The 18,306-nt window shown below is 64.5% G+C and carries 16 protein-coding genes; 14 read left to right on the top strand and 2 right to left on the bottom strand.

All coding sequences use genetic code 11. From position 1 onward, the window contains the following. Nucleotides 1–9 precede the first annotated feature (9 nt). The 6 genes from GEV01_RS12660 (at nucleotide 10) to GEV01_RS12635 (ending at nucleotide 5,112) form a co-directional block, all read left to right on the top strand. The gene (locus GEV01_RS12660) at nucleotides 10–585 is read left to right on the top strand and encodes a helix-turn-helix domain-containing protein (protein ID WP_152804760.1); all 576 of its coding nucleotides are present in this window, start codon (nucleotides 10–12) and stop codon (nucleotides 583–585) included. Between the two features lie 34 nt (nucleotides 586–619). Further along, nucleotides 620–1,645: a tRNA dihydrouridine(20/20a) synthase DusA gene (gene dusA / locus GEV01_RS12655; protein ID WP_008445741.1), complete on the top strand. Its 1,026-nt coding sequence runs from the start codon at nucleotides 620–622 to the stop codon at nucleotides 1,643–1,645. A gap of 346 nt (nucleotides 1,646–1,991) precedes the next feature. Next, entirely contained in the window at nucleotides 1,992–3,740 is a 1,749-nt protein-coding gene (locus GEV01_RS12650) for a methyl-accepting chemotaxis protein (protein ID WP_235914345.1), read from the top strand. A 98-nt stretch (nucleotides 3,741–3,838) separates the two neighbouring features. Further along, nucleotides 3,839–4,177: an energy transducer TonB gene (locus tag GEV01_RS12645; RefSeq protein WP_008445754.1), complete on the top strand. Its 339-nt coding sequence runs from the start codon at nucleotides 3,839–3,841 to the stop codon at nucleotides 4,175–4,177. Nucleotides 4,178–4,248: 71 nt separating this feature from the next. After that, on the top strand, nucleotides 4,249–4,596 hold the full coding sequence (locus GEV01_RS12640) for an energy transducer TonB (RefSeq protein WP_152804758.1): 348 nt from the start codon (nucleotides 4,249–4,251) through the stop codon (nucleotides 4,594–4,596). 138 nt (nucleotides 4,597–4,734) lie between these two features. After that, entirely contained in the window at nucleotides 4,735–5,112 is a 378-nt protein-coding gene (locus tag GEV01_RS12635; protein ID WP_070358976.1) for a hypothetical protein, read from the top strand. Here GEV01_RS12635 and GEV01_RS12630 read toward each other — a convergent pair. Next, the gene (locus GEV01_RS12630) at nucleotides 5,109–5,771 is read right to left on the bottom strand and encodes a polar amino acid ABC transporter permease (protein WP_152804756.1); all 663 of its coding nucleotides are present in this window, start codon (nucleotides 5,769–5,771) and stop codon (nucleotides 5,109–5,111) included. The two genes, GEV01_RS12635 and GEV01_RS12630, sit on opposite strands and share 4 nt — an antisense overlap. Then, the gene (locus GEV01_RS12625) at nucleotides 5,768–7,363 is read right to left on the bottom strand and encodes a transporter substrate-binding domain-containing protein (RefSeq protein ID WP_235914344.1); all 1,596 of its coding nucleotides are present in this window, start codon (nucleotides 7,361–7,363) and stop codon (nucleotides 5,768–5,770) included. Before GEV01_RS12625 ends, GEV01_RS12630 begins: the two co-directional genes overlap by 4 nt. Before the next feature lie 182 nt (nucleotides 7,364–7,545). On the opposite strand from GEV01_RS12625, the gene GEV01_RS12620 reads away from it, so the two are divergent. The 8 genes from GEV01_RS12620 to tssG all read left to right on the top strand — a co-directional run bounded on the left by GEV01_RS12620 (nucleotide 7,546) and on the right by tssG (nucleotide 18,303). Continuing rightward, nucleotides 7,546–8,184: a hypothetical protein gene (locus tag GEV01_RS12620; protein ID WP_152804751.1), complete on the top strand. Its 639-nt coding sequence runs from the start codon at nucleotides 7,546–7,548 to the stop codon at nucleotides 8,182–8,184. Beyond that, nucleotides 8,185–12,078, top strand: coding sequence for a hypothetical protein (locus GEV01_RS12615; RefSeq protein WP_152804749.1), 3,894 nt, complete (start codon nucleotides 8,185–8,187; stop codon nucleotides 12,076–12,078). A 255-nt stretch (nucleotides 12,079–12,333) separates the two neighbouring features. Continuing rightward, nucleotides 12,334–12,867: a type VI secretion system contractile sheath small subunit gene (gene tssB / locus GEV01_RS12610; protein WP_008445772.1), complete on the top strand. Its 534-nt coding sequence runs from the start codon at nucleotides 12,334–12,336 to the stop codon at nucleotides 12,865–12,867. A gap of 52 nt (nucleotides 12,868–12,919) precedes the next feature. After that, entirely contained in the window at nucleotides 12,920–14,413 is a 1,494-nt protein-coding gene (gene tssC / locus GEV01_RS12605) for a type VI secretion system contractile sheath large subunit (protein ID WP_152804747.1), read from the top strand. A 79-nt stretch (nucleotides 14,414–14,492) separates the two neighbouring features. Continuing rightward, nucleotides 14,493–14,978, top strand: a complete 486-nt coding sequence (locus GEV01_RS12600) for an Hcp family type VI secretion system effector (protein WP_152804745.1) — start codon at nucleotides 14,493–14,495, stop codon at nucleotides 14,976–14,978. 73 nt (nucleotides 14,979–15,051) lie between these two features. Next, nucleotides 15,052–15,510, top strand: coding sequence for a type VI secretion system baseplate subunit TssE (tssE, locus tag GEV01_RS12595; RefSeq protein ID WP_152804743.1), 459 nt, complete (start codon nucleotides 15,052–15,054; stop codon nucleotides 15,508–15,510). 25 nt (nucleotides 15,511–15,535) lie between these two features. Beyond that, nucleotides 15,536–17,287 carry a type VI secretion system baseplate subunit TssF gene (gene tssF / locus GEV01_RS12590; protein ID WP_328595504.1) on the top strand — a complete coding sequence of 584 codons (1,752 nt, stop codon included), beginning with the start codon at nucleotides 15,536–15,538 and terminating at the stop codon, nucleotides 17,285–17,287. Next, nucleotides 17,275–18,303 carry a type VI secretion system baseplate subunit TssG gene (gene tssG / locus GEV01_RS12585; RefSeq protein WP_235914343.1) on the top strand — a complete coding sequence of 343 codons (1,029 nt, stop codon included), beginning with the start codon at nucleotides 17,275–17,277 and terminating at the stop codon, nucleotides 18,301–18,303. The genes tssF and tssG overlap by 13 nt, the downstream gene beginning before the upstream one ends. Nucleotides 18,304–18,306 lie beyond the last annotated feature (3 nt).

Here is an 18,306-nt window from a genome sequence, read left to right as displayed (position 1 = left end):
ATGGATTCCATGGATATCAACAAACTCATTGCCAGCCGCCTGCTGGCCTTGCGCGACCGTCGCGGGCTGTCGCTGACCGCGCTGTCCGAGCGCAGCGGCGTGAGCCGCTCCAATATTTCGCTGATCGAGCGCGGCGAAAGCAGCGCCACCGCCACCGTGCTCGACAAGCTGGCCGGCGCGCTGGGCGTCACGCTGGCCTCGCTGTTCGAAGCGGGGCAGGACGAGCCGGCCCCGCCGTCGCCGCTGCAGCGCGCCGTCGACCAGCCGGTGTGGACCGATCCCGCCTCCGGCTATGTGCGGCGCCAGCTGTCGCCGGCCGTGCGCACGCCGCTGCAGCTGGTGGAGGTGGTGTTCCCGCCGGGCCAGCGCGTGACCTACGAGCAGGTCGTGCGCGAGGCCGACATCCACCAGCAGATCTGGCTGCTGGACGGCGTGATGGACGTCAGCGCCGGCGACCAGCAGTGGCGGCTGCAGGCGGGCGACTGCCTGGCCATCCGCGAAGACCAGCACATCAGCTACGCCAATCCCGGCAAGACGCCGGCGCGCTACCTGGTCGGGCTGGTGACGCTGCCTTTTGCGATATAATGTCGACCCCCAAGCGATTCCCATAGTTGCCACCATGACCATCATCACTTTGCCGACCACCGACAACGCGCCCGTGAAAGCGAGCCGCCGCCTGTCCGTCGCGCCGATGATGGACTGGACCGACCGCCATTGCCGCGTGTTCCACCGCCACATCAGCCAGCACACCTGGCTGTACACGGAGATGGTGACGACCGGCGCGCTGGTCTACGGCGACGTCGAACGCCACCTGCGCTTCAACGATGAAGAGCATCCGGTGGCGCTGCAACTGGGCGGCAGCGATCCGGCCGACCTCGCCACCAGCGCCAAGCTGGGCGAGAAGTGGGGCTACGATGAAATCAACCTCAACTGCGGTTGCCCGTCGGAGCGCGTGCAGAAGGGCGCTTTCGGCGCCTGCCTGATGGCCGAGCCGCAACTGGTGGCCGACTGCGTCAAAGCCATGCGCGACGCCGTCAGCATCGACGTCACCGTCAAGCACCGCGTCGGCATCGACCAGACCGAGAGCTACGATTTCGTGCGCGACTTCGTCGGCACCGTGGCAGAGGCCGGCTGCACGACCTTCATCGTCCATGCCCGCAACGCCATCCTCAAGGGCCTGTCGCCGAAGGAAAACCGCGAAATCCCGCCGCTCAAGTATGAGTTCGCCTACCAGCTCAAGCGGGACTTCCCTGACTTCGAAATCATTATCAACGGCGGCATCAAGACCGAAGCCGAGATCGATGAGCACCTGAAGCATCTGGACGGCGTCATGCTGGGCCGCGAGGCTTACCACAATCCCTTCGTCATGGCCGGTTTCGACCAGCGCTACTACGGCGACAGCCGCGCGCCCAAGAGCCGTGAAGAAGTGATCGAAGCCATGATTCCCTACATTCAAGCCCAGCTGGCCCTGCACGGCGCCCACGGCTTGAAACTCAACACCATCACCCGCCACATGCTGGGCCTGATGACGGGCCTGCCGGGTGCCCGCGCATTCCGCCAGGTCCTGTCCGACTCCAAAAAACTCGCCCTCGGCGATGCCCACCTGCTGCGCGAAGCCGCTGCCCGCCTACGTATTGCTGCGTAGCTCAGAGCACAATCTGACGTTTCTGGCAAACAATATATTGGACTGTTGGTATTTCCACGCAGAAAGTTCGTTTGCGTATTTTTTAGGCGGGTTTTGCTTGCTTTGAGGCAAAATTTGCATCTATAATTCCTGAATATACACACATATCCACCTTGTATTGACGTTTGTATATTGCGGTAAAACTACATGCAAGCAGCCGGTGGAGCCGCAAGTTTTGCATTCGCAGTCATTGTTTGCTACTGTCATAGATATTACCTAGCAGCAAGGGCCGGGTGGATTGTGTCGTGCACAAGACGAGACTATCCAGGGCACTCTTATCAACTGTGTCACTTAAAAAGAAGACGAAATGAATTTAGCAAAAATGAAAGTCGGAACGCGCCTGGGTCTCGGATTCGCCCTGGTTCTGTTATTCCTGGTGGCTGTCACCACCGTGGGTATCTTCCGCATGGCACAGATTCAGGATCGTCTGGATCACGTGATCACGGTGAACAACGTCGTGTCCCGCCTGGTGGTCGACATGCGCGCCAACGTGGGCGACCGCGTCACCTCGCTGCGCATCCTGACCATGATGACCGATGCCGCCGACATGGAACCGGACATGAACCGCATCAAGGAACTGGCCGCCAAGTACGCCGATGCACAAAACAAACTGAGCGCACAGTTCGCCACCGAAGCCAGCGCTGAAGAAAAAGCGCTGCTGGCAACGGTCAAGGAGCAGGAAGCGATCGCCATGCCGGCCATCGCCAAGGCGTCCGAACTGTGGCTGGCCAACAAGGCCGAAGAAGCGACCAAGGTCCTGATCAAGGAAATCCGCCCGGCCCAGAAAAAATGGATGGCCGCGCTGGATCAGCTGGGCGCGCTGGAAGAAAAACTGAACGCGCAAGTGCAGACCGACGCCGCCGCCGGCTTCTCGTCCGCCCGCAGCTTCATGATCATCCTGGGCGTGCTGGCTGTTGCGATCTCGGTCGCCGCCGCCTACGTCATCACCCGCGGCCTGCTGAAACAGCTGGGCGGCGAGCCTGACTACACCGCGTCGATCGCCGGCAGCATCGCCAACGGCGACCTGTCGATCGCCATCGACACCGACGGCAACGACAAGGACAGCCTGCTGTCCGAGATGAAGGAAATGCGCAACAGCCTGGTCGACATCGTAGGCCAGGTCCGCTCGGGCACCGAAACCATCGGCACCGCTTCGCGTGAAATCGCCGCCGGTAATATCGACCTGTCGTCGCGTACCGAAATGCAGGCGAGCTCGCTGGAAAAAACCGCTTCGGCGATGGAAGAACTGACCTCGACCGTTAAACAGAATGCGGACAATGCCCGCGAAGCCAATCAACTGGCGTCGGCGGCATCGGACGTGGCGATCAAGGGCGGCAAAGTGGTGTCGGAAGTGGTCAACACCATGAGCTCGATCGACGCTTCGGCCAAGAAGATTGTGGACATCATCGGCGTGATCGATGGCATCGCCTTCCAGACCAACATCCTGGCGCTGAACGCGGCAGTGGAAGCAGCCCGTGCCGGCGAACAAGGCCGCGGCTTCGCGGTGGTGGCGTCGGAAGTGCGCAACCTGGCCCAGCGTTCCGCTGGCGCCGCCAAAGAAATCAAGATGCTGATCGACGACTCGGTGGAAAAAGTCGGCGCCGGCACCAAGCTGGTCGGCCAGGCCGGCGTGACGATGGACGAAGTGGTGGCCTCGGTGCGCCGCGTGACCGACATCATGAGCGAGATCGCCAACGCCAGCCAGGAGCAGAGCGCCGGCATCGAGCAGGTGAACCACTCCATCATCGAGATGGACAGCATGACCCAACAAAATGCCGCGCTGGTGGAAGAAGCCGCCGCCGCAGCACAAAGCTTGCAAGACCAGGCCGCCGAACTGTCGCGCGTGGTCAGCATCTTCAAACTGGTGGAAGGCGAGGAGCGCGTGTCGGCTCCGGTGTACCAGCCTGCCGCCGCCAAGGCTCCGGTCAAACCGATCGTGGCCCGCGCTCCTGTCAAGAAACTGGCCTCCGCGCCGGCGCCTGCCGCAGCAGCCAAACCGAAGAAAGTCGCCTCGGCAGCTAGCGCAGCCGGCAGCGATGAGTGGGAAGAGTTTTAAAACTTTGCCGCAGTCTGCCGTCGCGCTTTTGCGCGGCATGTAGGTCCGCTGTGGGATTCGATCAACCAGTTTTTAATAATAAGTTTGGAAATTGTAAAATGAATAAGTTTTCTACCAGTGTATTCGCCGCCGTCATCCTGTCCGCCGCTTCGACCGCCTTCGCCGGTGAAGTGCCAGCATCCCTGGATGCCAAGAACTGCAAAGCTGAATACCCTAAAGCATCGCTGCTGAACGAAGAGCAGGGCGATGTGACCATGTCCTTCCTGGTGGCTGCCGACGGCAACGTGGTCGAGTCCAAGGTCGACAAATCGAGCGGTTACAAGAATCTGGACAAGGCTGCGATCAAAGCCTTGAGCGCTTGCAAGTTCAAGCCAGGCACCAAGGATGGCGCAGTTGCCCAGACCTGGACCAAAGTCGACTACAGCTGGAAGCTGTAATCAGCTAGTGTCAAACGGGGCCGTGCGGCGACGCGCGGCCTGAGTGCCGGATACAAACACTTGGGGAAATCATGTCTACAAATAAGCGTTGGTTGAGTGTGATCGCAGCAGTGCTCGTTTCGAGCGCACCGGCAGCGTTTGCTGCCGAAGTCCCGGCCAGTTTTGATGCCAAAAACTGCAAGGCCGAATACCCGAAAGCGTCGTTGATGAACGAAGAGCAGGGTACGGTTTCGATGTCCTTCCTGATCAAGGCCGACGGTACCGTGGCCGATTCCAAGATCGACAAGAGCAGCGGTTTCAAGAACCTGGACAAGGCGGCGATCAAGTCCCTGAGCGCTTGCAAGTTCAAGCCGGGCACCAAGGACGGCGCTCCCGCCGAAACCTGGACCAAGGTCGACTACGCCTGGAAGCTGGACTGATATACCCGAAGTCATAAAAAAGGAACCGCTCGCGGTTCCTTTTTTTTCGGCTGTTACAACCGTTGTAACAAGCTGTAATCGGGCTCCGGCGGCGGCAGACTTCCTTATATAGTACACTTTGAAACTAGGAGGAGTGCCATGAAAACCATCATCGCCGTTGTCGCCGCAGTGGCGGCACTGTCCGGCTGCGCCGTCCAGCAGCCCGGCTATTACGCCACCACCCGGGTGGTCCAGGATCCGTACCAGTGGCACACCGTATCGTCCGCGCCGTCGGACCGCGGCGGCTACACCACCGAGGAAATGCCGGCGTCCAGCTCGCGCGTGGTCTACACCACCGAGCCGGTCTACACCACCACCTACGTCCAGCCGGCGCCCGTGTACTATGCCCCCGCGCCGGTCTACTACGCGCCTGCGCCTGCCTATTACTACCCGCCGGTCAGCATCGGCCTGGACTTCTCGTTCGGCCACTGGTGCTGCGGCGGCCACTACCGTGGCCGAGGCTACCACCGCCGCTAAGGGCGGGCCGTGTCGGTCAGCTTTTGGGCGATGCGGGCCATGAAGGCGGAAGTCTTGAAGCGCCCGATCAGCGCCGTGAACACCAGCGAGGTGATGACGAAGTACAAGCTGCAATACAGGTAGACCGGCACCATGACACTGGTGCCGGTGGCCGCGATCACCGTGTTGCAGCGGCTGACCAGTTCGCTCACGCCGACCAGCGACGAGGCGCTGGAAGCGATGAAGGAAATCAGGAACACATTGATCCAGGTGGGGATGAACAGCAGCGCCGCGCCGATGTCGCCGCGCCGCCATGCGCGGTGCGCCACCACCAGGCTTTCGGACGTGAACGACAGCGGCGCCGCCGACAGCCCGATCACCGCCTTGATCCATTGCGGCACATGCACGGCGGTGCCGCTGCCCGGCAGCACGAACTCGCTGGGCAGCACGAACACCGCGTAAAAGATCAGCGCCAGCGTCGGCACGCCGCGGAAGAAGGTCGAGATCCGCTCGGCGATGGAGGCGGTGCGGCCCTGGCGCGTCACGCGCAGCCAGGCCAGGCCCGCGCCCATCAGCGAACCCAGTCCCACCGCGCACACCGCGATGAACACATTCCACAGAAAGCCCTGCAGCAGGAAGGGCGTCCACGTCAGCAGGAAGCTCAGGGTGTCGTTGTTCATGAGCGCTCCGCCACCGGCAGCCAGGCCTTTTCCAGGTAGTCGAACAGCCGCGACCACAGGCTGGTGATCAGGTAGAAGGTCATCAGCAGCACCGTCATGGTCAGGAAGATGTTGCCCTTTTCGGCGATCAGCAGGCTGCTCGCGCTCAGCAATTCGGGGATGGCGATGGCCGAGGCGATCATGGTCTGCTTGGTCAGGTTGATCAGCGCCTGCTTGACCGGCCAGTTGGCGTACTGCGCCGTGCGCGCCAACTGCCTCAACCGCAACCGGTAGCCGGGTTCGGTGCTGCGCACATGGTTGGCCGCCTCCAGGAAGGCGCGCATCACCATGCCCGCCGTGTAGTAGCCGGAGCAGAAGGCCGCCACCGCAAACGCCGGCAGCTTGAGGCCGAACTCGCGCATGGTCCAGCTGCCGAAGCCGAAGAAGATCAGGTACATCATCAGCAGCGGCGGCGTCAGCCGGCCGTAGGCCATGACGGTGTGGATGGCGCGCGTGTCCCAGCTGCTGCGGCCATCCACGGCGATGGCGACCGCGATGCCCAGCGTCAGGCTGATGGCAATGCTGCAGGTGATCAGCAGCATGGAGTAGGCGATGCCGGTCAGGAACTGCGTGCGGTCATAAGGGTCGTAGATGAAGTTCAAGTCCACGCCCAGCTGCTCCTTGACCCACAGGCCGACCGCCTGCACGCCCGTCACCTCGGTGCTGGACACATACTCGCCGCTGCGGCAGGCCGCCACCCAGTTGCCGCTGCTGTTGCGCACACATTTGTACAGCCCGTCCTTGTCGTGCTCGGACCAGATCGCCTTCTGCGCCGTCAGCCAGGAGGTCGAGGCGATGCCCCACCGGTTGTTCGCCTCCAGCAGCCAGCCGGTGCGGTGCAGCTCGGCCACGATATTGCCCAAGGCCAGATCCAGTTCGCTGCCCTGTTCACCGCGCGCGATGAAGATCGCCATCGGCGTGATCAGCGCGTTCGGCAGCGGCATCGTGTAGCCGCGCCACTCGGGCAGCTTGGCCGTGTTGGCCAGCGCCGCCGTCGCGTACAGGAAGCCCGAGCACTGGCCGTCGCGCAGCGCCAGATGGGCGTCGCGCACGGTCTTGTAGGTTTGCAGTTCCAGCAGATAGCGCTCGCTCATCGGCTTGTTGAAATAACTGCCTTGCACCGCGCAGATGGTTTCGTGGCGTATCTTGGGCCAGGCGTCGACCGCTTCGCCCGGCTTGAACAGCACGTTGACGCTGGTCTCGTTGTAGCCCGGTTCGACGGCGGTGGCGATCTTGCGCCGCGCCGCCGTGTCGCCGACGGTGGAGATCAGGATGTCGACATCGCCCAGCTCCAGTTTCTGAAACCGGTTCTCGGTGGTGATGCTGACTTTTTTCAGGCTGACGCCGAGGCGCTGGGCGATCAGCGCGGCGATGTCGCTCTCGAAGCCGACCACTTCGCCCTGGGCGTTGAGCGAGTTGTAGGGGCTGAAGTCGGTCTTGACGCCGACCCGTATCACGCCCTTCTTGCGGATGCTGTCGAGCGCCGGACTGTTGCTGGCCGCCTGCGCCGCCAGCGACAGCAAGAGCATGCCGATCAGACCCAACAGGTACAAAAAAGCTCGATTCCGCATAATTGTTTTCTCTGGGGCCCAGACCGAATTTCATGCTACCCCAAGGCGGGCTCATCACGCAACGGCGATGGTCAGCATTGTGGCGTGGCCGTGCCGTGCGGGCGGATTGCGTTATCAAGCTGCTCATGTTATTGTCAATCGACACCTGTCCTCCCGAGACATTCATGCTGCATCCACTGGCCAGCCTATGGCGCCATTCCAGCCGCGTCACCTTCTACGAGTCTGGCGGCCAGACCGGGCAGGCATTGCTGCAGGGCGGAGGGCGCATGGCGGGATCGCGGCGGCGTTTCTCGTCCGCCGACGACGCCTATAGCTACCTGCGCTACTGGCTGGGCGAACCGGCGGCGCGCGCCGAACTCAAATGGATCTTGCAACGCTCCGGCCCCTCGCTGGCGACCGCCCACGCCGGCGTGGACGGCTGGCTGCACGCGCTGGCCGGCCGCCTGGTGAGCGGCGCCATCGTCGTGCTGGAGGAGTTGAGCCGCCAGGCCATGCCGGGACGGCTGGTGGCGCCGCCCGCCGCCGCCATGTCGGCCGCCGCGCTGTCGGCCTTGCCGGCGCTGAGCGCGGTGCCGCAAATCCCCGTGGTGCCCAATCTGCTGCCGGTGCTGGAGGATATCCGCATCGAAGGCGCCGAAGTGCTGCCCGAGCTGAACCAGGCGCTGGCACAGGTCAAGGTGACGATCTCGACGGTGGGCTCGGCCTCGCTGTCGCTGGAGCCGGCGCCGACCAAGGTGGCGGCGATCAAGACGGCGCTGAGCTCGGCCACCGAGCGCACCACCTCCACGCTGGGATCGCTGTAGATGAAAGTCATCGACCACTCCATCGAGGTGTTGCCGCAATGTCCGGTCAACATCGCCAACGCGGTGCAGAAGGCGGCCGACACCATCGTCGAGCAGGGCAAGACCTTCGCCACCGAAGTCACGACCACCGCCGCCTCGCTGAACCAGGACATGCAAAAGGTGGCGGAGCAGATGAAGGCGATTCCGGACCTGCTCAATCCGCAACCCATCCTGGACTGCTGCACCGGCGTGCTGGAGCAGGCGGCCAGCGACCTGCGCAAGCTGGCCAACGATGCCGCCGCGATTCCGCAGCGCCTGCTGGCGCAGACGGCCGGCGTGCAGACGGTGATAGCTTCGGCCAACCAGGCCGTCGAGGCGATGAGCACGCTGCTGCCCGAGCTGTCCGGGCTGGTGCCGGACTTCGGCGCGCAGATGACCTTCTTCAACAGCCTGCCATCGCGCGGGCAGGCGCTGGCGGACCTGGCCAAGCGCACCGGCGTCATGGTCGAGCAGTATGGCCGCGACCTGTTGCCGCTGTCGGCGCAGATGAAACAGCTGGCCACGATGCAGGGCGGGCCGGGCGCCGGCAACGACGCGGTGCAAGCCGTGCTGGCGCGCGCCGAGCAGTTGCAGGCGGACAGCCTGGCGCAGGTCCAGGCCCTGCGCGATACGCTGGACGGCAACGTCACCGACCTCGACACGGCGATGCAGGACGCCACCGCGCAAGCCACGCAAACCATCAGCGGCGTCTCCGACCTGCTCAACGAGAAAGGCAATGCGCTGCTGGCGCCGTTGCAGGCGCAGATCGATTTGGTGGACAACATCAACAGCGCGCTGGGCGACGAAGCGCGCAACTGCGACGCCTTGTTCGACGAGGCGTCGGCGCAGCTGGGCCGGCTGAGCGACATCCTGATCAAGCCGCTCGCCGCAGCCCGCGCGCAGGCCGACGTGATCATCGACCAGCTGGCCGCAGCGGCGGCCACAGTGGATGGCATGGTGAAGAAAGCGATGGAGCCGCTCGATGCGCTGGAGCGCAGTGTGGAAGCCATCGCGCAAGCCTTGCAGGAGGTGCTGGACGCCATCAGCGCCGAGGTGCAGAAGGTGTTGCAGCTGATGGCGGAGCTGGACGAGGAAGCGGAAAACGCCAAGACCGTTCTGCGCCAGCTGCCGGAGAATTTTGCTCCGGTGCGCACCATGATCGCCGACGCCATCGCCATGCTGGTGCAGGTGAAGGACAATATCCCAGTGTTCGTGGCCGAGGCCAACAGCGCGCTCGATGCGGCCTCCGGCGAGCTCGATCAGGCCGATGCGCTATGCACCGGCGCGATCGAAATCTGCACCCGCTACATGATGAAGGCGCCGCCGTTGATGATGGCGCGCACTTTGTTCGTCGGCATCAAGGCGATGATACCTGGCGTGAAGACGGCCATCGTCAGTGCGCGCGCGGCGGTGAAGGCGGCCGGCGACCAGGCCACCGGTTTGATGGAGCAGGCCATCACGCTGGTCGACGGACTCAATCCCTTGCTGGACCAGGCCATCGCAAAAGTGCAGGCGGCGATTGATGCGCTGATCGGTTTGCTGGAGCAGATGCAGGCGACGTTGAAACAGGTGTCGGAGGCGGCCGAGAAAATCCCGCCGCTGATGCAGGAGCAGATGGACAAGGCCAAGGCGGCCGTGCAGCAGATCCTGGACAAGGTGCGCGATGCTGCCGAGCAGTGTCTGGCCAAGTTGCAGTGCGAGCCTTTGGTGCGGCGCTTGCAGCAGCAATTGTCGGACTTGCTCGACAAGACCTTCAAGCCGCTGGAGGCGCAGATACAGGCCGCCGGTGCGCCGTTGCAGAATGTTCTGCAGCAGGGCAAGGCGGAGGTCGGCAAGGCTGCGGCGATGGCGCAGGACGGCCTGGGCAAGCTCAGCGCGGCGTTGGCGTCGGTGAAGCAGCAGGCCATGCAGCCGATGCAGAAGCTCACCGATACGCTGACCACGGCGCGCGGGCAGGTGGACTCGGTGAGCGGCTCGGCGCGGCAGCAGGTGAGGCAGGCGGCGGATCAGGCGCTGTCGTATGTGGACCAGGCGTCGCAGGCGATTTCGGGCTTGAACATCCGCGCGGTGGGCGATCAGATTGCGCCGTATGCGCAGTTCTATGACGATGTGGCGGGGACGTTCAATCAGGTTCAATCGCAGGTGCAGAGCGCGGCCGATGTGGCCGATAAGGTGAACAGCTGGAAGAGCGATGCGCAGCAGGCGGCCAATGATTTGCTGGACCGCGCGCGGCAGGCGGCGGACGAGGCGCAGCAGGGCGTCAGCGATGTGCAGACGGCGGCGGACAACACGGCGTCCGGTGCGCAGAGCGCGGGCGAGTCCATGGTCGATAGTCCGGTGGCGGAGCAGGTGCAGGCGTCGTTCGATGCGATGAAGCAGGATGCAGAGGGCGTGGCGGCGGAGTCGGATGGGGCGTTGGCGGATATGTCGGGTTCGCTGAACGATGCGCAGACGGAGTCGGAGACGGCGATGGAGCCGTATGTGCCGGATACCGATGCGATGCTGGCCGATGTGAAGTCGGAGGCGGACAAGGCGGAGCAGGCGGCCAATGCGGCCAAGGAATCGGAGCAGGCGTTGGCGGAGCAGGTGGTCGCCAGCGAGAAGGATGTGGGGGCGGCGGCGGACGATGCGGCCGCGCAGACGACGGCTATGAAGGACGAGGCGCAGGCGGGGATCAACAAGACGGTGGCGGAGGTGGAGGCGGTGCAGGCGCAGGTCGACGTGGCGCGCGCCGAGGCGATCAAGGCGGAGGCGATAGTCGATGCGGAGGTGGTCAAGCATGGCGGCACGTCCGCCAGTGCGGATGCCGCTGCCGCAGCAGCCACCGAGGCCGCCGCAGCCGCCGCTGCCACCGAGGCAGCCAAGGCCGCCGCCGGCACCAATGCAGGTGCAGCAGCCGCCACCGAAGCGGCAGCCGCAACGACAACCACCGGCGCAGCGGCAGCCGATGGAGCAGCCGCAACGGCAACCACCGACGCAGCGGCAGCCGATGGAGCAGCCGCAACGACAACCACCGGCGCAGCGGCAGCCGATGCCGCAGCTGCGCCAGCAGGCGCCACGACTGATGCGACGGCCACCGCAGCCACCGATTCGTCACCTGCTGCATCGACGGATGCTGCATCCCCGCCTGTCGAAGCATCGACGCCCACTGCGGATGCTGCGGCAAGCGATGCAACGTCTGCTGCCGCGCCCGATGCCGCCGCTCCAGCCGCGCCCGCACCGGCGACCGACGCGCAACAAGCCGATGCCGCAGCACCCGACGCACCACCGCCCGCTCCGCCGACAGCCGACACCCCAGCAGCCGACGCGCTCGCAGCCGCCAAGCCGAAAGCCGACATCCCCGCCGCCGATGCGCTCGCAGCCGCCAAACCGAAAGCGGACATTCCATCAGCCGACGCGCTCGCAGCTGCCAAGCCGAAGACCGACATCCCCGCCGCCGACGCGCTCGCAGCAGCCAAACCGAAAGCCGACATTCCTCCAGCCGACGCGCTCGCAGCAGCCAAGCCGAAAGCCGACATTCCATCAGCCGACACACTCGCAGCGGCCGCACCGAAAGCCGACATCCCCGCCGCCGACTTGCTCTCTTCTGCCAAACCTGAAGCCGGCATTCCAACGGCCGACGTACTCGCCACTACCAAACCAAAAGTAGCTCCCCCTTCGGCCGACGCGCTCTCCGCGCTCAAACCGAAAGCCGATATTCCCATTCCCGCCGCACCCTCCGCCGCCGACCCAACAGCCGTCGCACAAGCGCTCGCCGACAAACTCAAAGCCGCCCAGGAAGCCGCTGCCAAGCTCCCTCCAGCGGACCCATCTGCAGCCCTGCAACGCTTCAAAGATGCAATCCCACCACCCGCCAGCCCGCCTCCCGCCAGCTAAAAACACGGTCACGAATTTGTCATATTGATCCATCTCAAACACGTGGCGAAAATATAACGTGTGAATTTTTGAAATAGCTTGTTCGTAATAGAATTTACATTTATTATCAATTGAGTATCGGAAATCTTTGTACCTATCAATTACGTTGCGGCGCAACGAGTGGTGGTCATATGAGAAGTAGCTTCGTGCTCAGTCCGCCTGTTTTTGAATCAAAAAGTATCGTCGGCCGCTAGTCACCATAATGTGAGGATGTGAATGTCAGACAGCTTACAAAAATGGGTAGGACGTAACCGTCCCCCTCGTGTGCAAATCACGTACGACGTCGAAATCGGTGACGCCACTGAAAAAAAAGAGCTGCCCCTCGTGGTCGGCTTGTTAGCCGATCTTTCCGGCCAGCCCCTGGTGCCACCGCCCAAGCTCAAGGCGCGACGCCTGATCGAAATCGACCGCGACAACTTCAATGAAGTCATGGGGAAAATCGCCCCGCGTCTTGACATCTCCGTGCCCGACACCCTCAAGGGCGAAGGCAATCTCAAGGTGGAGCTCAACTTCTCCGAATTCGACCACTTCCATCCCGAAGCCATCGTGCAGCAAGTGCCGCGCCTGGCCAAGCTGCTGGAAGTGCGCCAACAACTGCGCGACCTGCTCGGCAAACTCGACGGTAACGATGAGCTCGATGCGCTGCTGGAAAACATCGTCCAGAACACGCAAGAGCTGAAGACACTCAAGGACCAGGAACCGGAAGCCGACGCGGCCCCGGCGGCGGACGCAGAAGCGACCCCATCCTGATAGCACGCCGCGCGCGTGCTTCCCCTCATCGCTTACCAGAGAAAGCTAAATCATGGCTACTAGTCAATCCGCCAAGGGCGGCGCCAAGTCGACGGAATCCGCCGGCGAGCTGAGCTTGCTGGACCGTATCGTCCAGGAAGGCAAGATGGCGATCGAACCGTCGCAACACGCCTACGCCAAAAAACTGCTCGGCCAGTTCGCCACGCAGGTGCTGGACGAAGGCATGAAGACCGCTCCCGACAAGGGCGTGGTCGCCACCATCAACGAGCGCGTGGCCGAGATCGACCGCATCCTCAGCGACCAGCTCAACGCCATCATGCACCACGAGGAATTCCAGAAACTGGAAGCTTCCTGGCGCGGCCTGCACGACATGGTGTACGGCACCGAAACCGGCCCGACCCTCAAGCTGCGCCTGCTCAACGTATCGAAGAAAGAACTGCTGAAAGACCTGGAGAGCGCCGTCGACCACGACATGAGCGTGCTGTTCAAGAAGGTCTACGAAGAAGAATACGGCACCTTCGGCGGCGCCCCGTATTCGGTGCTGATCGGCGACTACTACTTCGGCCGGCATCCGCAAGATGTCGCCCTGTTGCAGCGCCTGTCCAAGGTGGCCGCCGCCGCACACGCGCCGTTCATCACGGCCGCCGCGCCGTCGCTGTTCGACATGACCGAGTTCACCGACCTGGGCGTGCCGCGCGACATGTCGAAGATCTTCGAAAGCGCCGAGCTGGCCTCGTGGCGCGGCTTCCGCGAATCGGAAGACTCGCGCTACATCGCCATGGTGCTGCCGCGCTACTCGGCCCGCCTGCCGTACGGCGCCAAGACCATTCCGGTGGAAAGCTTCAGCTTCGAGGAAGACGTCAACGGCCGCGACCACAGCAAATACCTGTGGGCCAACTCGGCCTACCAGCTGGGCCTGCGCATCACCGACGCCTACGCCAAGCACAGCTGGACCACCGCCATCCGCGGCGTCGAAGGCGGCGGCAAGATCGAGGGCATGACCGCCCACACCTTCAAGACCGACGAAGGCGATGTCGTGCTCAAGTGCCCGACCGAAGTGGCGATCACCGACCGCCGCGAGAAAGAGCTCAACGACCTCGGCTTCATCGCCGTGGTCAATTCCAAGGGTTCGGACTTCGCCGCCTTCTTCGGCGGCCAGACCGTCAACAAGCCCAAGGTCTACAACCTCGACTCGGCCAATGCCAACGCGGCGCTGTCGTCGCGCCTGCCGTACGTGCTGGCGGCCTCGCGCTTCGCGCACTACATCAAGGTCATCATGCGCGACAAGGTCGGCAGCTTCCAGACTCGCCAGAGCGTGGAAAATTATCTGAACTCGTGGCTGAGCGGCTATGTGCTGCTGAGCCAGAACGCGACGCAGGGCGAGAAGGCCCGCTTCCCGCTGGCCGAAGGCCGGGTCGACGTGACCGAAAAGCCGGGCAAGCCCGGCGCCTATTCGGCCACCGTCTTCCTCAAGCCGCACTTCCAGATGGAAGAACTGACCACGTCGATCCGCCTGGTGGCCGAACTGCCGGCCGCCCTGGGTTGATCTCCCTCTGCACACACTGATATGACCCCGCCCGCCCGGCAGCACAGCCGGACGGGCTCTCAAAAATTTGGAGCCAGCAATGTCTGACGTACTTATTCTGGATTTGGGCACCACCATCGTAGGCAACTGCATGGTCACCGGCTACGCCGCCAAGATCATCGTGCTGTCGTACTCGCACAGCGCCTCGATGCCGCTGCAAATGGATGCTTCGAACACCGAGCGCACTTCCGGCCGTCCGGTGTTTTCCGAAGTCTCGTTCTCGAAAATGTCCGACCTGTCGACCACGGAGATGTACAAGGCCTGTACCCAGGGCACCAAGATCGGCGTCGCCAAGCTGCACGTGGGGCGCGTGGAAAACGGCAAGTACATGAACTTCTTCACGTACGAGATGACCAACGCCATGATCTCGAACATCAGCACCTCCGGCGGTGGCGGCATTCCGTCGGATTCGTTCTCGATCAGCTTCACCAAGATCAAGTGCGACTACACCCAGCAGCAGGCGGATTCGACTGCGAAGGGCACCGGCACCTGGAACTGGAACCTGGAGACGATGAAAGCGGATTGATGCGGCTTTGCGGCGGGCGCCCGTGGGCGCACCGCCTATCGTCCCGTCCTGAGTGCTGCTCGTACAGAACCCTATGTCTAAAGCCATCACGGCGTCGCTTGTTCCCTTGTTTGATCGGTTGACCGGCGCGCACCATGCCTCGCCGGATGGCAGGCTGCTCGATGGCGGCGGCTTGCAGCATTCGTTGCAGCTGGATCTGATGCGGCTGTTCAACGTGCGCAATGCGCTGACCATCGACACCTACCTGAACGGCGACCCCACCGTACTCGACTACGGCCTGCCGGACATGTTGAGCCTGTCGCCGCAAACCGACCAGGACCTCGGCACCTGGGGCCGGGTGCTGGAGCGCGCGCTGGCGCTGTACGAACCCCGGCTGTCGCACGTGAAGGTGGAGGTCAGCGCCGATCCGGCCAAGCCGTATGCGGCCCGCGCCGCCATCGCCGCCGTGGTGCTGCTGGGGCAGCAGCTGTGCCGGGTCAATTTCGACGTGGCGCTGGACGCCCGTTCGGCCGCGATGCAGGCGGCCGCATGATGGGCGGCCAGACGGAGGCCCTGCGGTGAGCGACGACATCCTCGAATACTACCGGCGCGAACTGTCCTATCTGCGCACCCAGTCCGCCGACTTCGCGGCGCGCTATCCCAAGGTGGCGCAGCGGCTGGTGCTGAGCGGCGGCGAATCGGCCGATCCGCACACCGAGCGCCTGATCGAATCGGTGGCCTTCCTGACGGCGCGCGTGCACCGCGATCTCGACCGCGATTTCCCCACCATCGCCGGCGCCATGCTGGACAACCTGTGCCCGAGCCTGACGCAGCCGGTGCCGGCGATGACGGTGGTGCAGATGACGCTGGATTCGTCGCAAGGCAAGGTCATGGCCGGCATGCCGGTGGTGCGCGGCGCCATGCTGTCGGCCACCGCCGCCAGCGGCGAGAACTGCCGCTTCCAGGTCGCCTGGGACACCACGCTGTGGCCGCTGCAAGTGGCGGCCATCAAGATGGAAGACACGCGCACGCTGCGCCTCGACCTGCGCTGCGACACCGGCCTCGATGTCTCCGAGCTGGAGCTGGACCGCCTGCGCCTGCACCTGTCCGGCGATCTGATGACGACGATGCCGCTGCACGAACTGCTGATCAGCGGCCTGGAGCGCGTCGAGCTGCTGTCCGGCGGCGGCGGGCTGCACCGCCTGTCGCCGAACAGCCTGACCGAGGTCGGCTTCGACGAGGGCCAGGCCATCCTGGCGCAGCCGGCGCACGCCCATCCGGCCTATGCGCTGTTGCAGGAGTACTTCGCCTTCCCGCGCAAGTTCCAGTTCTTCGACCTGGCCGGCTTGCGCGGCCTGCTGGGCGTGGGCACGGGTTTCTCGGTGCGCTTCGTGTTCAACCGCAGCGCGCGCGTGCTGTCGCAGCTGAGCGCGGCCAACTTCCTGCTCGGCTGCGTGCCGGCCGTGAACCTGTTCCCCGTCACCAGCGAGCCGATCCGCCTGCACCGCCGCCACTACGAATACATGCTGGTGCCGGACTACCAGCGCGAGGCGGTGATGGAAGTGCATTCGGTGGTCTCGGTGACGGCCTCCGATCCGCGCGCCGAGCGGCCCAGCCTCATCCCCAGCGTGTTTGCCGAATCGGCGGCCGACGCCGGCGACGCCACCGTGTTCTGGTCGCTGCGGCGCGAGATGAGCCTGCGCAAGGGCATCACCGGCACCGACGTCTACCTGAGCTTTGTCGACCGCAGCGACGTGCGCAGCATGCCGGACGAGCCGGTGGTGTATGCGCAACTGCTGTGCACCAACCGCAGCCTGGCCGAGCAGATCGCGCCCGGCACGCGCTTCTACGGCGAAGGCATTTCCACCTCGACCGACATCCGCGCGCTGTACCAGCCCAGCGCCCAGCGGCCGCCGGTGATGGAGGCCAAGGCCTTGTGGTCGCTGGTGGCGCTGCTGCGCCTGAACCACCGCTCGCTGGTGGACGGCACCACCGGCGTCCACACCTTGCAGCAGATGCTGATGCTGTTCGCCGGCGACAGCGCGCGCGACCAGGCGCAGGTGCGCGGCGTCAAGAGCATGGCGGCGTCGGTGGCGACGGCGCGCCTGGGCAACGATACCTGGCGCGGCCATTGCCGCGGCACCGACATCGTGCTGGAGTTCGACGCCGACGCCTTCGTCGGCACCTCGCCGCTGGTGCTGGCCGGCGTGCTGTCGCGGTTCTTTGCCTTGTACACCTCCGCCAATTCCTTCGTCCGCCTGGCCGTCACGCGCGGCGGCGAACCGTGGATGCAGTGGCCTGCCATGAGTGGACGCCAATGTCTGATCTGATGTCGCTATTGCGGGACGACCCGCATGCCTTCGATCTGTTCCAGGCGATCAGCATCCTGGAGCGCAGCGAACCTGCGCGCGCCCACGTCGGCACCTCGGTCGGCATGGACGAGGCGCTGCGGCTGTCATCGCAGGTCGACCTGTCGTTCGCGCCCAGCGACGTCAGCGGCCTGCACGACAGCAAGCAGTCCGGCCCGACGCTGACGCTGAAGACGCCGGTGCTGACGCTGGCCGGCTCACAAGGCCCGCTGCCGATGCCGTTCACCGAGCTGCTGATGGAACGCCGCCGCGCGCGCGACATGTCGGGGCTGGAGTTCCTGGACATCTTCAACCAGCGCCTGCTGGGTTTCCTGTACCGCAGCCGCCGCAAGCACCACCTGGCGCTGAGCACGGACAGCATCAACCACGCGCCCATCGTGCGCAGCCTGGACGCCTTGTCCAGCCTGGGCCGCGCCGAAGGCGTGCGCGGGCCGGACGGCCAGCAAGCCTGGCTGCGGCACGCCGGCCTGCAGGGCGCGGCGCCGCGTTCGATGGTGTCGCTGCTGGCCGTGGTGCGCGACCGCATGGGCGTGCGTTTCAGCGGCAAGCAGTTTGTCGGCGGCTGGCACGCGCTGGCGCCGTGCGACCGCGCCAGGCTGCACGACCAGGGCAAGCCGGCGCCGATGACGGCGCGGCTGGGCATGGGCGCCAGCCTGGGCGCGCGGGCCTGGGACCAGGGCGCCGGCATGGCGCTGGACGCGCCGCCGCTGCAACCGGCGCAATACGCGGCCCTGCTGCCGGGCGCGAAGGACAATGCGCTGCTGGGCTGGCTGGTGGCGCGGCATCTGCAAAGCGACATCCAGGTGCGGCTGCGGCTGGACCTGGCGGTGCGGCCGGAAACGCGCTTGAAGGCCGATGCCGAACTGCCGCCGCGCCTGGGCCTGAGCACCTGGCTGTGCAGCCCGCGCCGCGCCGACGACGCCGCGCCCGTGCGCTACCAGCCGGCGAATTTCCTGCTGTCGACGGAAGAGGGCTGACGG

It is taken from the genome of Rugamonas rivuli (assembly GCF_009380165.1).
In the GTDB taxonomy this organism is placed as follows: Bacteria; Pseudomonadota; Gammaproteobacteria; order Burkholderiales; family Burkholderiaceae_D; genus Rugamonas; species Rugamonas rivuli.
Note: the sequence above shows the minus strand (reverse complement) of the source record. Positions and strands in the feature narration are given on the sequence as shown.

Coding starts and splice junctions, on each gene's coding strand:
- GEV01_RS12660 (WP_152804760.1), top strand. CDS start 10: ATGGATATCAACAAACTCATTGCCAGCCGCCTGCTGGCCTTGCGCGAC.
- dusA (WP_008445741.1), top strand. CDS start 620: ATGACCATCATCACTTTGCCGACCACCGACAACGCGCCCGTGAAAGCG.
- GEV01_RS12650 (WP_235914345.1), top strand. CDS start 1,992: ATGAATTTAGCAAAAATGAAAGTCGGAACGCGCCTGGGTCTCGGATTC.
- GEV01_RS12645 (WP_008445754.1), top strand. CDS start 3,839: ATGAATAAGTTTTCTACCAGTGTATTCGCCGCCGTCATCCTGTCCGCC.
- GEV01_RS12640 (WP_152804758.1), top strand. CDS start 4,249: ATGTCTACAAATAAGCGTTGGTTGAGTGTGATCGCAGCAGTGCTCGTT.
- GEV01_RS12635 (WP_070358976.1), top strand. CDS start 4,735: ATGAAAACCATCATCGCCGTTGTCGCCGCAGTGGCGGCACTGTCCGGC.
- GEV01_RS12630 (WP_152804756.1), bottom strand. CDS start 5,771: ATGAACAACGACACCCTGAGCTTCCTGCTGACGTGGACGCCCTTCCTG.
- GEV01_RS12620 (WP_152804751.1), top strand. CDS start 7,546: ATGCTGCATCCACTGGCCAGCCTATGGCGCCATTCCAGCCGCGTCACC.
- GEV01_RS12615 (WP_152804749.1), top strand. CDS start 8,185: ATGAAAGTCATCGACCACTCCATCGAGGTGTTGCCGCAATGTCCGGTC.
- tssB (WP_008445772.1), top strand. CDS start 12,334: ATGTCAGACAGCTTACAAAAATGGGTAGGACGTAACCGTCCCCCTCGT.
- tssC (WP_152804747.1), top strand. CDS start 12,920: ATGGCTACTAGTCAATCCGCCAAGGGCGGCGCCAAGTCGACGGAATCC.
- GEV01_RS12600 (WP_152804745.1), top strand. CDS start 14,493: ATGTCTGACGTACTTATTCTGGATTTGGGCACCACCATCGTAGGCAAC.
- tssE (WP_152804743.1), top strand. CDS start 15,052: ATGTCTAAAGCCATCACGGCGTCGCTTGTTCCCTTGTTTGATCGGTTG.
- tssG (WP_235914343.1), top strand. CDS start 17,275: ATGTCTGATCTGATGTCGCTATTGCGGGACGACCCGCATGCCTTCGAT.